12 protein-coding genes and 1 pseudogene are annotated in these 15523 nt (G+C 62.1%); 12 read left to right on the top strand and 1 reads right to left on the bottom strand.

Translation table 11 applies throughout. The features are described from left to right. Positions 1-94: 94 nt before the first annotated feature. From PSJE_RS10350 to PSJE_RS10295, 12 genes and pseudogenes are all read left to right on the top strand, one after another. The gene (locus PSJE_RS10350) at positions 95-2329 is read left to right on the top strand and encodes a DNA internalization-related competence protein ComEC/Rec2 (protein ID WP_090457221.1); all 2235 of its coding nucleotides are present in this window, start codon (positions 95-97) and stop codon (positions 2327-2329) included. Positions 2330-2427: 98 nt separating this feature from the next. Then, a complete protein-coding gene (locus tag PSJE_RS10345; RefSeq protein ID WP_057713700.1) occupies positions 2428-3063 on the top strand; it encodes a MotA/TolQ/ExbB proton channel family protein in 636 nt (211 codons plus the stop codon). Further along, positions 3060-3488: an ExbD/TolR family protein gene (locus tag PSJE_RS10340; RefSeq protein ID WP_057713701.1), complete on the top strand. Its 429-nt coding sequence runs from the start codon at positions 3060-3062 to the stop codon at positions 3486-3488. Before PSJE_RS10345 ends, PSJE_RS10340 begins: the two co-directional genes overlap by 4 nt. Further along, a complete protein-coding gene (gene lpxK / locus PSJE_RS10335; RefSeq protein WP_090457219.1) occupies positions 3488-4498 on the top strand; it encodes a tetraacyldisaccharide 4'-kinase in 1011 nt (336 codons plus the stop codon). The genes PSJE_RS10340 and lpxK overlap by 1 nt, the downstream gene beginning before the upstream one ends. 24 nt (positions 4499-4522) lie before the next feature. Then, on the top strand, positions 4523-4708 hold the full coding sequence (locus PSJE_RS10330; RefSeq protein ID WP_003179363.1) for a Trm112 family protein: 186 nt from the start codon (positions 4523-4525) through the stop codon (positions 4706-4708). Beyond that, on the top strand, positions 4705-5469 hold the full coding sequence (gene kdsB, locus PSJE_RS10325; protein ID WP_090457217.1) for a 3-deoxy-manno-octulosonate cytidylyltransferase: 765 nt from the start codon (positions 4705-4707) through the stop codon (positions 5467-5469). Before PSJE_RS10330 ends, kdsB begins: the two co-directional genes overlap by 4 nt. Next, complete coding sequence (locus tag PSJE_RS10320; protein WP_090457215.1) at positions 5469-5933, top strand: low molecular weight protein-tyrosine-phosphatase; 465 nt, start codon at positions 5469-5471, stop codon at positions 5931-5933. The genes kdsB and PSJE_RS10320 overlap by 1 nt, the downstream gene beginning before the upstream one ends. Then, a complete protein-coding gene (gene murB / locus PSJE_RS10315) occupies positions 5930-6949 on the top strand; it encodes a UDP-N-acetylmuramate dehydrogenase (protein ID WP_090457214.1) in 1020 nt (339 codons plus the stop codon). Before PSJE_RS10320 ends, murB begins: the two co-directional genes overlap by 4 nt. Positions 6950-7190: 241 nt before the next feature. Continuing rightward, positions 7191-7661, top strand: a complete 471-nt coding sequence (locus PSJE_RS10310; protein WP_015096391.1) for a (2Fe-2S)-binding protein — start codon at positions 7191-7193, stop codon at positions 7659-7661. After that, positions 7658-9979, top strand: coding sequence for a xanthine dehydrogenase family protein molybdopterin-binding subunit (locus PSJE_RS10305; RefSeq protein ID WP_090457213.1), 2322 nt, complete (start codon positions 7658-7660; stop codon positions 9977-9979). The genes PSJE_RS10310 and PSJE_RS10305 overlap by 4 nt, the downstream gene beginning before the upstream one ends. Further along, positions 9979-10962: pseudogene (locus PSJE_RS10300) on the top strand (XdhC family protein). Before PSJE_RS10305 ends, PSJE_RS10300 begins: the two are co-directional and overlap by 1 nt. Beyond that, positions 10959-11555: a nucleotidyltransferase family protein gene (locus PSJE_RS10295; RefSeq protein WP_090457211.1), complete on the top strand. Its 597-nt coding sequence runs from the start codon at positions 10959-10961 to the stop codon at positions 11553-11555. Before PSJE_RS10300 ends, PSJE_RS10295 begins: the two are co-directional and overlap by 4 nt. Positions 11556-11742: 187 nt before the next feature. Here the strand turns inward: PSJE_RS10295 and rne are convergent, their stop codons facing one another. Continuing rightward, a complete protein-coding gene (gene rne / locus PSJE_RS10290; RefSeq protein WP_090457209.1) occupies positions 11743-15006 on the bottom strand; it encodes a ribonuclease E in 3264 nt (1087 codons plus the stop codon). Positions 15007-15523: the final 517 nt, after the last annotated feature.

The following is a 15523-nucleotide window of genomic DNA, read 5'->3' as shown; positions in this document are numbered from 1 at the left end:
CCATGAACTACCTATTCAGATTTTGTGACAATTATTGACGGCGCCCATGCGACGAGCGGGCTAAGCCTTGAAGGGGACTTTCAAGGACGGGCTTATGCGCACAGGGATGATGGCGCTGGCGTTGGGTCTTTTGACCTTGCGTTTTTTACCGGCATTACCGCCGGTCTGGTTATGGCTGGCGATGCCGGTGGCGGGCTTGATGTTGCTGCCGTTCAGGACTTATCCGGTGGCGTTTTACTTGTTCGGCCTGAGTTGGGCCTGCGCGAATGCGCAGTGGGCGCTGGATGACCGGTTACCGCCGGCGCTGGACGGAGAAACCCGTTGGGTCGAAGGGCGGGTCACTGGCTTGCCCCGGCATGACGACGGTGTCGTGCGTTTCGAGTTGACCGACATCCAGTCCCGACGTACCCGGCTGCCGCAGCAAATGCGTCTGGCCTGGTATGGCGGGCCGCCGGTGAACAGTGGCGAGCGCTGGCGCCTGGCAGTCAAGTTGAAGCGTCCGGTCGGGCTGCTCAATCCGCAGGCCTTCGACTACCAGGCCTGGTTGTTGGCACAACGCATCGGGGCGACCGGGACGATCAAGCAGGGCGAACGCCTTGCGCCAGCCCAATGGGCCTGGCGCGATGCAATCCGTCAGCGTTTGCTGGCGGTGGATGCCCAAGGGCGAAACGGCGCGTTGACGGCGTTGGTGCTCGGGGACGGCGCCGGGTTGAGTCGCGAAGACTGGCAGGTATTGCAGGACACCGGCACGGTTCATCTGTTGGTGATTTCCGGGCAGCACATCGGATTGCTGGCGGGCGTCGTGTATCTGCTGATCGCCGGCCTGGCCCGCTTTGGGTTATGGCCGAACCGTCTGCCATGGTTGCCCTGGGCGTGTGGCCTGGCATTCGCCGCTGCGCTCGGTTACGGGATGCTGGCCGGTTTCGAGGTGCCGGTGCGACGGGCCTGCTTGATGATTGGTCTGGTGTTGTTGTGGCGTCTGCGGTTCCGTCATCTCGGTGCGTGGTGGCCACTGTTGTTGGCACTCAACGGCATTTTGCTGCTGGCGCCGCTGGCGAGTCTCCAGCCTGGTTTCTGGCTGTCTTTCGCGGCCGTGGCAGTCTTGATATTGACCTTCGGCGGACGTTTGGGGCCGTGGCGTTGGTGGCAGACCTGGACCCGTGCCCAGTGGCTGATTGCAATCGGGCTGTGTCCGTTGTTATTGGCACTGGGGTTGCCCATCAGTCTGAGCGGGCCGCTGGCCAATTTGTTTGCGGTGCCCTGGATCAGTCTGGCGGTACTGCCACCTGCGTTGCTCGGGACGCTGTTGCTGCCGGTGCCTTATGTGGGTGAGAAATTGCTGTGGCTGGCTGGCGGTCTGATCGACGGTTGGTTCAGCGGCTTGGGGGGCGTCTCCGGTCAGGTTCCTGCGTGGGTGCCCGCGGCGATCCCGCTATGGGCCTGGGCAATCGGTGCTATTGGCGCCTTTTTGCTCTTGCTGCCGCGAGGCTTGCCGATGCGCCCGTTAGGGTGGCCCATGCTGTTGATGCTGGTTTTTTCGCCCAGGCCGATGTTGCAGGAGGGCATGGCGGAAGTCTGGCAACTGGATGTCGGTCAAGGCCTGGCGATCCTGGTGCGCACCCGGCATCACACGTTGCTGTATGACGCCGGACCGCGTTTCGGAGAACTCGACCAGGGGGAACGGGTGGTGCTGCCGGCATTGCGCAAACTGGGGGTGAAGGGCATAGACCTGATGCTGATCAGCCACGCCCACGCCGATCATGCCGGCGGTGCCCCGGCGATTGCCAGGGGGTTGCCGGTGAAACAGGTGGTCAGTGGTGAACCGTCAGACTTGCCTGCGCAACTGCAGGCCGGGAGATGTGAGAGCGGTCGGCGATGGACCTGGGATGAAGTCGATTTCCAGCTTTGGCACTGGCCATTGGCCGGCGATAGCAACCAGAACTCTTGTGTCTTGTTGATCGAGGCCAATGGCGAACGGCTGCTGTTGAGTGGCGACATCGATGCCGCCGCCGAGAGAGCCCTGCTGGACAGTCCGTTGGCCCGGCCCACCGATTGGCTGCAGGCGCCACACCACGGCAGTCGCAGTTCGTCGTCCAATGCCCTGCTGGATGTCCTGCAACCCAAAGGTGCGCTGATCTCCCGCGGGCAGGGCAATTCGTTTGGCCATCCGCATCCCACGGTCATCGCCCGTTATCAAAAACGTGGAATGGCGATCTACGACAGCGTCGAACAGGGTGCCATTCGTCTGCAACTGGGGCGCTTCGAGCCGCCGTGGTCAATGCGCCAGGAACGGCGTTTCTGGCGCGATCCGCCGCCCTTGAACCCATAACCGAGCGTTATCAAAGCCCGACCGGATGCGACATCACGGTCTTCGGTGCGTCCACCCCCTATGTTAGAGTGGCGCACTTTTTCGAGGGGGCTGTCACTGTGTGGGAATTGGTCAAATCCGGCGGCTGGATGATGCTGCCGATCATTTTGAGCTCCATCGCGGCCATGGCGATCGTTGCCGAGCGTCTGTGGACCCTGCGGGCCAGCCGCGTGACCCCGGAGCACTTGCTCGGGCAGGTATGGGTCTGGATCAAGGACAAACAGCTCAATAAGGAAAAGCTCAAGGAACTGCGCGCCAATTCGCCTTTGGGCGAGATCCTGGCGGCCGGCCTGGCCAACTCCAAGCATGGTCGCGAGATCATGAAGGAGTGCATCGAAGAGGCCGCTCAACGGGTCATCCATGAGCTCGAACGCTACGTCAACGCCCTGGGCACCATTGCTGCCATGGCCCCGTTGCTGGGCTTGCTCGGTACCGTACTGGGCATGATCGATATTTTCAGCGCATTCACAGGCTCAGGCATGACCACCAACGCCTCGGTATTGGCCGGTGGTATTTCCAAGGCCCTGATCACCACGGCTGCCGGTTTGATGGTTGGTATCCCGGCGGTATTCTTCCATCGATTCCTGCAACGCCGGATCGATGAACTGGTGGTAGGGATGGAGCAGGAAGCGATCAAACTGGTCGAGGTAGTGCAGGGCGACCGCGATGTGGACCTGGCCGGGAGCAAAGCGTGAAATTCCGCCGCAAACCACGGGAAACGGTGGACATCAACCTCGCGTCGCTGATCGACGTGGTGTTCATCCTGCTGCTGTTTTTTGTCGTGACCACCACCTTCACCCGTGAAACCCAGCTGCGCGTCGATCTGCCGGAAGCGGTCAGCGGCGCGCCGGCCGACGATCAGAACAAGCCTCTGGACATTGCCATCAGTGCCGACGGCGTGTTCTCGGTGAACAACCAGATCCTGCCGAAAAGCGACCTGGCTTCGCTGATGGACGCGCTGCAAAAGGAAGCCAATGGCGACACCAACCGGCCACTGTCGATCAGCGCTGATGGCAAGACACAGCATCAGTCCGTCATCACCGCCATGGATGCGGCCGGCAAGCTCGGTTTCAGCCATTTGCGCATGACCACTGTCGAAGCGGCGCCCCCCGCGTCCTGATGGCCATGTCCGATCGATTGCTCGCCGCGTGGTACGCAGGTCATCCGGCCCTGAAACTGTTGCAGCCGCTGGAATGGCTGTACCGGCGCGTGGTCATGAACAAGCGCAAGCGCTTTCTGGCCGGAGAGGGCGAGATCTATCAGCCACCGGTGCCGCTGATCGTGGTCGGCAACATCACCGTGGGTGGCACCGGCAAGACACCGCTGATTCTGTGGATGATCGAGCACTGCCAGCGCAGCGGCCTGCGGGTCGGCGTGGTCAGCCGCGGCTACGGCGCCAAACCGCCGCAACTGCCATGGCGAGTCGGGGCCGAGCAAAGCGCCGACGTCGCCGGTGACGAGCCGTTGCTGATCGTCCAGCGCACGGGCGTCCCGCTGATGATCGACCCCAATCGCAGCAACGCCGTGAAAACCTTGTTGGCCAGTGAGCCGCTGGACCTGATCCTGTCCGACGATGGCATGCAGCACTACCGCATGGCCCGTGACCTGGAACTGGTGCTGATCGATGCCGCCCGTGGCCTGGGCAATCGCCGTTGCCTGCCTGCCGGGCCGTTGCGTGAGCCGGTCGAGCGCCTGCAAAGCGTCGACGCGGTCCTCTACAACGGTGCCGTGGCCGACCGCGATGATGGATTTGCCTTCCAGTTGCAACCCACCGCGCTGGTCAACCTGCGCAGCGGCGAACGGCGTCCCCTCGACCACTTTGGCGCAGGCCAGGCCGTGCACGCGGTGGCCGGCATCGGCAATCCACAACGTTTCTTCAAGACCCTCGAAACGCTACACTGGCAACCGGTTCCACATGCGTTTGCCGACCACGCCGAATACAGCGTGGAGGCGTTGAATTTCACGCCGTCATTGCCCTTGGTGATGACGGAAAAGGACGCGGTGAAATGCCGTGCCTTTGCCGCCGCCGACTGGTGGTACCTGGCGGTCGATGCTGTGCCGTCGCCGGCCTTCGTGGCCTGGTTCGACACGCAGTTGATGCGCCTGCTGCCGGCTCGTTTGTTGCCTTAACTCCGTTTTTTCCAGGGAATGCTCATGGACACCAAATTGCTCGATATCCTCGCTTGCCCGGTCTGCAAAGGCCCGCTCAAGCTCAGCGCCGACAAGACCGAGCTGATCAGCAAGGGCGCAGGCCTGGCCTACCCGATTCGCGACGGCATCCCGGTGATGCTCGAATCCGAAGCGCGCACCCTGACCACCGACGAGCGCCTGGATAAATGACCACAGCCTTTACCGTCGTCATTCCATCGCGTTACGCCTCCACACGCCTGCCCGGCAAGCCGTTGCTGCTGATCGCCGGCAAGCCGATGATCCAGCACGTCTGGGAACAGGCGAGCAAAAGCAGCGCCGAGCGGGTAGTGGTGGCCACCGACGACGCGCGCATCGTCGAGGCCTGCAATGGCTTTGGTGCCGAAGTGGTGTTGACCCGTGAAGATCACAACTCCGGCACCGATCGCCTGGCTGAAGTTGCGATGAAGCTGGGCCTGGCGCCCGACGCTATCGTGGTCAACGTCCAGGGCGACGAACCGCTGATTCCGCCGAACGTGATCGATCAGGTGGCCGCCAACCTGGCAGCCCACGCTGAAGCGCGCATGGCCACGCTTGCCGAGCCGATCGAAGACGTGGACACCCTGTTCAATCCCAACGTGGTCAAGGTCGTCAGCGACCTCAATGGCCTGGCGCTGACGTTCAGCCGTTCTACCTTGCCCTGGGCTCGGGATGCCTTCGCCGTGAACCGTGAGCAGTTGCCCGAAGGTGTGCCGTACCGCCGCCATATCGGTATTTATGCCTATCGCGCCGGATTCCTGCAGGATTTCGTCAGCTGGGGTCCATGCTGGCTGGAAAACACCGAGTGTCTGGAACAACTGCGTGCGTTGTGGCACGGCGTACGAATTCACGTCGCCGATGCACTGATCGCGCCGCCGCCCGGTGTCGACACCGTTGAAGACCTTGAGCGCGTTCGTCGCCTGCTGGAGGCGTGATGCGGGTTCTGTTTGTCTGCCTGGGCAACATCTGTCGCTCGCCCACGGCCGAAGGCGTGCTGCGGCATAAGTTGCGTGAAGCGGGGCTGGCCGACCAGGTCGAAGTCGCTTCCGCCGGCACCGGTGACTGGCATGTCGGCAAGGCGCCGGACAAGCGCAGTCAGGCCGCGGCGAAGCTGCGCGGTTATGACTTGTCCGCCCAGCGCGCCCGGCAAGTCAGTCGTGCCGATTTCGCCACCTACGACCTGATCCTGGCGATGGACAACAGCAACCTGCGCAACCTCAAGGCCTTGCAGCCGGCCAAGGGCAAGGCCGAATTGGACCTGTTCCTGCGTCGCTACCAGTCGCCAGTCGATGAAGTGCCGGACCCGTACTACGACGGCGAACAAGGCTTCGAGCAGGTGCTGGACCTGATCGAGCACGCCAGTGATTTACTGGTGATCGAATTGAAGGGACGGTTATGAGTTTGCAGGTTCAATCACAGGTTTCGCTCAAGCCGTTCAACAGCTTTGGCGTGGATGTCCAGGCCCGGCTGTTTGCCCAGGCCCATAGCGACGCCGATGTGCGCGAAGCTCTGGCCTATGGGCTGGAGCACAAGGTCCCGGTGCTGGTGATCGGCGGCGGCAGCAACCTGTTGCTGACGGCGGATATCGAATCACTGGTTCTGCGCATGGCCACGCGCGGGATTCGCGTGCTGAGCGATGAGGGCGGCAAAGTGGTGATCGAGGCCGAGGCAGGCGAGCCCTGGCATCCATTTGTGCAACACACACTGTCCCTGGGGCTGTCCGGCCTGGAAAATCTCAGCCTGATTCCCGGCACTGTCGGTGCGGCACCGATGCAGAACATCGGCGCTTATGGCGTCGAGATCAAGGACGTGTTCGCCGGCCTGACCGCCCTCGATCGCCAGACCGGCGAACTGCGCGACTTTACCCTGCAAGAGTGCAACTTCGCCTACCGCGACAGCCTGTTCAAGCAGGAGCCGGGGCGTTGGTTGATCCTGCGTGTGCGTTTCGCCCTCGACCGCGCCGCGCATCTGCACCTGGAGTACGGCCCGGTGCGCCAGCGCCTGACCGAACAAGGCATCGAGCATCCGACCGCCAGCGATGTCAGCCAGGCCATTTGCAGCATCCGCAACGAAAAACTCCCGGACCCGGCCGTACTCGGCAATGCCGGCAGCTTTTTCAAGAACCCTTTGGTGTCGTCGGCGCTGGCTGCACGGCTCAAGGGCGAATACCCGGACCTGGTGGCCTATGCGCAACCCGACGGGCAGATGAAACTGGCCGCCGGTTGGCTGATCGAGCGGGCAGGGTGGAAAGGTTTCCGTGAAGCTGATGCTGGCGTGCATAAATTGCAGGCGCTGGTGCTGGTCAACTATGGAGGCGCGACGGGCCTGCAACTGCTGAACCTGGCGCAGCGCATCCAGAAAGACATTCTCGAGCGTTTCCATGTCGATCTGGAAATGGAGCCGAACCGGTATTGAGCTAAGCTTTCAAGACGGATCAAAAAGCCCTGCACAATGTTTATTGTGCAGGGCTTTTTTGTTAATGCTCGGTTAACTTAGTCAGCTAACGATGCACACTCTTGCTCCACCAAAGGCCCGGTGCAGACCGTTTGAGTCAGCATAAGAGAGCCCATTAGCCTGAGTCGATCTGCGTGCGACCCACCGAGATCCAGCGGCAGATTGCTCGACCCCATAACTCAAGACCTATGCGGGCGTGCCCATGATTACCCTGAAACTCAATGGTCAAGACCATCAACTCGACGTCACCGAGGACATGCCGCTGCTCTGGGCGATCCGCGACGTGGCCGGTTACAACGGCACCAAATTCGGCTGCGGCATGGGCCTGTGCGGCGCCTGTACCATTCATATCGAAGGGGCTCCGGCACGCAGTTGCATTACGCCCATCGGTTCAGTCGTCGGGCAGAATGTCAGCACCATCGACAACCTGCACGCCGACCCGATCGGCAAAGTCGTGCAGCAAGCCTGGCTCGACACGGCAGTGGCTCAATGCGGCTTCTGCCAGGGCGGGCAAATCATGTCGGCGACGGCACTGCTCAAGACCCATCCGAACCCGAGCGACGAGCAGATCGAAGAAGCCATGGTCGGCAACATCTGCCGCTGCGGCACCTATAACCGTATCAAGACCGCGATCCGTCAGGCTTCCACTCACCTGAAGGAGGCCAAGGCATGAGCCGGTTACCGAATGATTTCACCCTGAGCAACCTCAGTCGCCGTGGTTTTCTCAAGGGCGTGGGGGCGACCGGTGCGCTGGTGGTCGCCGCGAGTTGGGGCTGGCAAGACGCGTTTGCCGAAGAGAAAGAGAAGAAGTTCGGCGCCGACGGCATGCCCCACGGCTGGGTCGACGATCCGAAAGTCTATGTGAGCATCGCCGCCGATGGCACGGTGACCGTTATCTGCAACCGCTCGGAGATGGGCCAGGGCGTGCGCACCAGCTTGACCATGGTGGTGGTCGATGAACTGGAAGCCGACTGGGCGATGGTCAAGGTACAGCAGGCCCCCGGCGATGAAGCGCGCTTCGGCAACCAGGACACCGACGGCTCGCGCAGCATGCGTCACTGGTACGAGCCGATGCGTCGTTGCGGCGCCGCCGCACGGGCCATGCTGGAACAAGCCGCGGCTGACCAGTGGAAAGTGTCAGTCGGCGAGTGCCAGGCGCAACTTCATAAAGTCATTCATAAACCGTCGGGCCGCGAACTGGGCTATGGCTCGCTGGCCGCCGCCGCTGGCGCTTTGGCCGTGCCTGCGCGAGAAAGCCTGAGACTCAAGCAACCTTCGGAATTTCGATATATCGGTAAGGAAGGCACCAAGGCCATCGACGGTGAGGACATCGTCAATGGTCGTGCGGTGTACGGCGCCGACGTGCATTTCGACGGCATGCTGTACGCGACCATCGCGCGGCCCACGGTGTATGGCGGCAAGGTCAAAAGCTTCGATGGCAGCGCGGCGATGAAAGTCCCAGGCGTGGTCAAAGTGGTACAGATCGAAAGCCGCCCGTTGCCTTCGGAGTTCCAACCCCTGGGCGGCATCGCCGTGGTGGCGAGCAATACCTGGGCGGCGATCAAGGGCCGCGAGGCACTGAAAATCGAATGGGACGACGGCCCCAACGCCAGCTACGACTCGATTGCCTATCGCAAAGAACTCGAAGCCGCCTCGCTCAAGCCCGGCAAGGTGGTGCGCAATACCGGCAACCTCGATGAGGCCATGGCCAGCGCCGATAGCACGCTGGAAGCCTCCTACTACTTGCCGCATTTGTCACAGTCGCCGATGGAACCGATGGTCGCCATTGCGCGGTTCAAGGACGGTGCGTGCCAAGCCTGGGGGCCAAGCCAGGCGCCGCAGGTCACCCGGGAACGGATCGGTGAGCGCCTGGGCCTGCCGTTCGACAAGGTCACGTTCAACGTGACCCTGCTCGGGGGCGGGTTCGGACGCAAGTCCAAGCCTGACTTCATCATCGAGGCCGCCATCCTCGCCAAGGAATTCCCCGGCAAAGCGGTGCGGGTGCAATGGACCCGCGAAGACGACATCCACTGTTCCTATTTTCACACCGTGTCGGCCGAATACCTCAAGGCCAGCCTGAACAAGGATGGCCTGCCATCCGGCTGGTTGCACCGTACGGTGGCGCCGAGCATCACCGCGTTGTTTGCGCCGGGCATGAACCATGAGGCGGCGTTCGAACTGGGCATGGGGTTCACCAACATGGCGTATGCGATCCCCAACATTCGCCTGGAAAACCCCGAGGCAACGGTGCGTACCCGGGTAGGTTGGTATCGCTCGGTGTCGAACATTCCCCATGGTTTCGCGATCCAGAGTTTTATCGATGAACTGGCGCACAAGGCCGGGCAGGATCCGCTGAAGTACCAGATCAGATTGCTCGGCCCGGACCGTCAGATCGATCCGCGTACCTTGAGTGAAGAGTGGAACTACGGCGAATCCCCCGAGCGTTATCCGATCGACACCGCGCGCCTGCGCACGGTACTGGAGACCGCCGCCAAAGCCGCCGGTTGGGGGCGTGAGTTGCCCAAGGGACGCGGCCTGGGCCTGGCAGTGCATTACAGCTTCGTGACCTATGTGGCGGCGGTGATCGAGGTGGAGGTCAAGGACGACGGTACGCTGGTGGTGCACAAGGCTGACATCGCCGTCGATTGCGGGCCGCAGATCAACCCCGAGCGGATTCGCGCGCAATTCGAAGGCGCCTGCGTCATGGGTCTGGGTAATGCGGTGCTGGGGGAAATCAGCTTCAAGGACGGCAAGGTTCAGCAGGATAACTTCCATATGTACGAAGTGGCGCGCATGTCCCTGGCACCGAAAGAAGTGGCGGTGCATCTGGTGACGCCGCCGGGCAATGTCCCGTTGGGTGGTGTGGGTGAACCGGGCGTGCCACCGATTGCGCCGGCACTGTGCAACGCGATCTTCGCCGCCACCGGCAAACGCATCCGCAATCTGCCTGTTCGTTATCAGTTGTCGGGTTGGCAGAAGGCCGGCGCCTGATGGACAGCGCCGATCTGAACGTCCTGCGCAGCGTGTTGCAATGGCATCGCGCCGGTCAGCGGGTGGTGTTGTACAGCGTGGTCGAAACCTGGGGCACTGCGCCCCGGGCACCCGGCGCCATGCTGGCCCTGCGCGAAGACGGCATGGTGATTGGTTCGGTCTCGGGCGGGTGTGTCGAAGATGACTTGATTGCCCGGCTGCACGACGGACGCCTGGAACTTGACGGGCCGCCGGTGCAATTGATCACCTACGGCGTGACTCGCGAGGAAGCCGCACGATTCGGCTTGCCCTGCGGTGGCACCTTGCGCTTGACCGAGGAGCGTATCGACGATGGGGATTGGGTCGAGCAATTGCTCGCCCGTTGCGAGGCCCATGAAATCGTTGCGCGTGAACTGAACCTGACCACCGGCGAAGTACTTTTGCAGCCGGCCAGTAAAGATGACGTGTTGACGTTCGACGGGCAGACCCTGCGGGTGATCCATGGCCCGCGCTGGCGCTTGCTGCTGATCGGCGCGGGGCAGCTGTCGCGCTATGTGGCGGAAATGGCCCGGCTGCTGGATTTCGAGGTGCTGATTTGCGACCCGCGTAGCGAGTTCGTCTACGGCTGGGAGGAGTAGCACGGACGATTCGTTTCGGGCATGCCGGATGAGGCGGTATTGAATATCCAGACCGATGAACGCACGGCTATCGTGGCCTTGACCCATGATCCGCGTCTGGATGACATGGCGCTGCTCACGGCCCTGGATTCCAGGGCTTTTTACGTCGGAGCGCTGGGGTCGCGGGTCAACAGCCAGAAGCGCCGGGAAAACCTGGCTCAACTGGGGGTGTCGCAATCGGCGATTGACCGCTTGCATGGTCCGATCGGTTTGCACATCGGCAGTCATAATCCAGCGGAAATTGCCTTGTCGCTCATGGCGGAAATCGTGGCGGTCAAAAACGGCATCGAACTGAAGCAGAAGAAAGTCCTGCGGGAGAGCGTATGAGCAAATCCATCGGCGTTATCGTGTTGGCGGCGGGGCAGGGCAGCCGGTTTCGTCAGGTGGCGGGTGCCGAAAAGGATAAATTGGTGGCCGATTGCATCGGGCGTGACGGCGTGGTGCGGTCCGTCATCGAGCACACATTGGTCAACCTGCCGGCGACGCTGGACAAGCGCGTACTGGTGACCACTGCTGACCGCCCGCAAGTGATTCGCATGGCTCAGGCCTATGGCTGCGAGATTGTGCTGATCGAATCGACGGGAATGGGCGACAGCATTGCCGCGGGAGTCGCTGCCTGCAAGCAACTCGATGGCTGGCTGATGGTGCTGGGGGATATGCCGTTCATCCTGCCATCGAGTATCGAGCAAGTGGTGGCGGGGATTGGCGATGACAGTATCAGCGTGCCAGTGCAGGACGGCGGGTACGGGCATCCGGTCGGGTTCGGACGGGACTTCGCGGCGGGGTTGATGGCGTTATCGGGGGATCGCGGCGCCAAGCCGCTGTTCGCCCAAGGGCGAGTGGTTGAAGTGAGCGTGGATGATTCTGGTGTGGTGTGGGATGTGGATGTGCCTGAAGCACTAACCTTCAGGCCAGCATAGATCCTTGTGGGAGCGAGCTTGCTCGCGATAGCGGTGGATCAGCTAGCACCAATGTTGAATGTCATTCCGCCATCGCGAGCAATCGAGCGTCGACCGGCTGCTCCCACAGGGGAATGGTGTGATTTCACAGATGTAAAAAAAGCCCCGCCTGGGATCACCAGGCGGGGCTTTTTAGTGGCCGATGGAATCAGACGAGAGGTTTAGGCTCGTGCTCTTTTTCCTGGGCCTGCTCGTGTTGCTCTACCGCTTCCTGAACGGAGCGCGGTGCTTCGTGGATCACCGACTCAACCGGCTCGGCAGCCACTTCGGCAGCCGGGGCAGGAGCTGCCTCAACCACTTCAGCAGCAACCGGTGCAGGCTCGGCGGCGACAACCGCTTCAGCTGGAGCCGCAGCGGCAGCCAGTTCAGCTTCCTTCTGCAGACGCTCGGCTTCACGCTTGCGACGACGCACTTCACGCGGGTCGTTAGGCGCACGGCCACTTGGCGTCAGGGCGCTGGCAGGAGCGGCTTCGACCACTGGTGCAGGTGCCTGGGCAACGACCGGTGCTTCAACGGCCGGCGCTTCAACCACCGGCGCCGGGGCCGGTTCTGCTGCGGCAACCACCGGCTCGGAAACCATGGCTTCTGCCACTTGGGTTTCAGCGGCTGGTGCAGCGGTTTCAGCGACGGCTGGCTCGGCAACCCAGTTGAATGCGGTTTGCTCTTCGCGAACTTCACGCACGGTGTCAGTCACGGTTTCAACAACCGCTTCCGCAGCCTGGGCAGGTGCTTCTACCACTGGCGCTGGCTCGGCAGCCGCTTCAACAGCAGGCTGAGCTTCTGGCGTTGGAGCCACTTCGATTTCCGGCGAGGCGGTGACTTCGACCGGTGTGGTCGCTTCAACGACTGGCGCTTCAACCGGAGCTGCTTCCAGGGTCGCGGCAGTGGCGCGTTCGGCTTGCACATTGGCTTCAGCTTCTGCTGGAGCGCTGATCACGCTGCTGGCAACAGCTGCGGTGACAGCCAGGTCGGCGGCCAGATCGGCAGTGCTTGGCGCTTCAGCGTTTTCGCCGGACTCGGACTCTTCCGAACCTTCGATCACGTTACCGTTGGCGTCACGCTGACGCTCGCGACGGTTGCTGCGACGACGCTGACCACGGGAGCGGCGGCGTGGACGGTCGCCTTCGGCGCTTTCCTGACCGTCTTCCGACAGTTGCTCTTCGTTGGTGGTCAGTTCTTCTTCAGTTGCGGCTGCGGCAGCTTGTTCGGCACGTGGCTGACGTTCTTCACGCGGTGGGCGTGGCGCGCGTTCTTCACGTGGCTGACGAGCTGGGCGTTCTTCAGCGGTAGCAGCCGTAGCGGTAGCAGCGGCGGCCGGAGCAGCCGGAGTGGCATCCAGAGGCTCGCGCAGTTCACGAACGCGTTCTTCACGCTCGCCACGTGGCTTGCGATCTTCACGCGGAGCGCGCGGTGCACGTTCTTCACGAGGCGCGCGTGGTGCGCGTTCTTCGCGGGCTACCGCTGGCGTTTCTTCGCGGGTTTCGCGAGGTTCACGCACTTCCCGTGGCTGACGCTCTTCACGCGGCTCACGTGGTGCGCGTTCTTCACGCGGTGCACGCTCTTCGCGAGGCTTGCGCTCTTCATCGCGGCGACCGTTACGGTTGCGGCTCTGCTGGCGACCGTTGCGACGCTCTTCGTTGCGGGCCGGACGCTCGGCGGCAGGTTTTTCAACCACAACCGGTGCGGCAGGCTCTTCCTTGGTGGCGAACAGGCTCACCAGCGACTTCACCAGGCCTTTGAACAGGCTTGGCTCCGGTACGGCGGCCGGGGCAGGGGCTGGAGCGGCCACTTCGGTCGGCACCGGAGCGTTGGCACGGGCCGGGGCCGTTTTGACCGCAGCTTCCTGGCGAACCAGGGTGCGGGTCGCAGCGGCTGGCTGGACTTCTTCGACTTCGGCAGCGGCAGCGGCGATTTCGTAGCTGGACTGGTTGGTCGCGGCTTCCGGGCTGTCGTCACGCAGGCGCTGTACTTCGAAGTGCGGCGTTTCGAGGTGATCGTTCGGCAGGATGACGATGCGGGCACGGGTGCGCAGTTCGATCTTGGTGATCGAGTTGCGTTTTTCGTTGAGCAGGAACGCCGCCACCGGGATCGGCACTTGTGCACGAACTTCGGCGGTACGGTCTTTCAGGGCTTCTTCTTCGATCAGGCGCAGGATCGCCAGGGACAGCGATTCAACGTCACGGATGATGCCGGTGCCGTTGCAACGCGGGCAGACGATGCCGCTGCTTTCACCCAGGGATGGACGCAGGCGCTGACGGGACATTTCCAGCAGGCCGAAGCGCGAAATGCGACCGACTTGCACGCGAGCGCGGTCGGCTTCCAGGCATTCGCGGACTTTTTCTTCCACGGCGCGCTGGTTCTTGGCAGGGGTCATGTCGATGAAGTCGATGACGATCAGGCCGCCGATGTCGCGCAGGCGCAACTGACGGGCGATTTCCTCGGCCGCTTCAAGGTTGGTTTGCAGCGCGGTTTCTTCGATGTCGCTGCCTTTGGTGGCGCGCGCCGAGTTGATGTCGATGGACACCAGGGCTTCGGTCGGATCGATCACGATGGAACCGCCGGAAGGCAGTTCGACAACGCGCTGGAAAGCGGTTTCGATCTGGCTTTCGATCTGGAAACGGTTGAACAGCGGAACGCTGTCTTCGTACAGCTTGATCTTGCTGGCGTACTGCGGCATTACCTGGCGGATGAAGGTCAGGGCTTCGTCCTGGGCTTCAACGCTGTCGATCAGCACTTCGCCGATGTCCTGGCGCAGGTAGTCGCGGATCGCGCGGATGATCACGTTGCTTTCCTGGTAGATCAGGAATGGCGCGGCGCGGTCCAGCGAAGCTTCCTTGATGGCGGTCCACAGTTGCAGCAGGTAGTCGAGGTCCCACTGCATTTCTTCGCTGCTGCGGCCAAGGCCTGCAGTGCGCACGATCAGGCCCATGTCGGCCGGGGCAACCAGACCGTTCAGGGCTTCACGCAGTTCGTTGCGCTCTTCGCCTTCGATGCGACGGGAGATACCGCCGGCACGCGGGTTGTTCGGCATCAGCACCAGGTAACGACCGGCCAGGCTGATGAAGGTGGTCAGGGCGGCGCCCTTGTTGCCACGTTCTTCTTTTTCGACCTGAACGATGACTTCCTGGCCTTCGCTCAGGACGTCCTTGATGTTGACGCGACCTTCCGGGGCTTTCTTGAAGTATTCGCGGGAGATTTCTTTGAGGGGTAGGAAGCCGTGGCGCTCAGAGCCGAAATCGACAAAGGCAGCCTCGAGGCTTGGTTCGATGCGAGTAATCCGGCCTTTATAGATGTTGGCCTTCTTCTGCTCGCGTGCACCGGATTCGATGTCCAGGTCGTAGAGGCGCTGGCCATCTACCAGTGCAACACGCAACTCTTCGGGTTGAGTTGCGTTAATCAGCATTCTTTTCATGTAGTACCGTCGGTTTCCGGGCTGCCGGAAACGGCGTTCGGCACACACGACTTCTCACGGTCGGTGTCAGGTGCGTCGGGAGTGGTTGGCCATTTCCCGTGTCCAGCGAAGTCCGGCCAATGTGGGCCTTCATCGCGACGTACGCGTCCTGCTTGCTGTGGCTACTTAAGCACTCAGTCAGGAGGAGGAATCAACCAGCGGCTGTGGACGAGATGAAGCGTCTTGAGAAAGCCTGTTGCTACACAGTCCGGCGGTTGTGCATCTCCACCCTACACGTATCCCTGATAATTCGGGTGCTGCCGCGCGCAGAATCCGCAGCGGGTTGGCATTTACCGTGAGCTCCGAAAGGGGAGGTCACGCATCATGGCTAATTTAGGCGTTGTTTCCGATGCCTTCGCTCGGGGTCATTCGCAGCTGACTGCACTTTGTGAACTGGCCGTGAATATGGCTCGCAAAACGAGTGGAAAACTCTGCTTTGTGGCGTGATTCAGGCCTCATGTCACCTGCGCTCGTTACA

Source organism: Pseudomonas jessenii, from assembly GCF_002236115.1.
Classification (GTDB): Bacteria; Pseudomonadota; Gammaproteobacteria; order Pseudomonadales; family Pseudomonadaceae; genus Aquipseudomonas; species Aquipseudomonas jessenii.
This window is presented reverse-complemented; position numbering and strand designations above follow the sequence as displayed.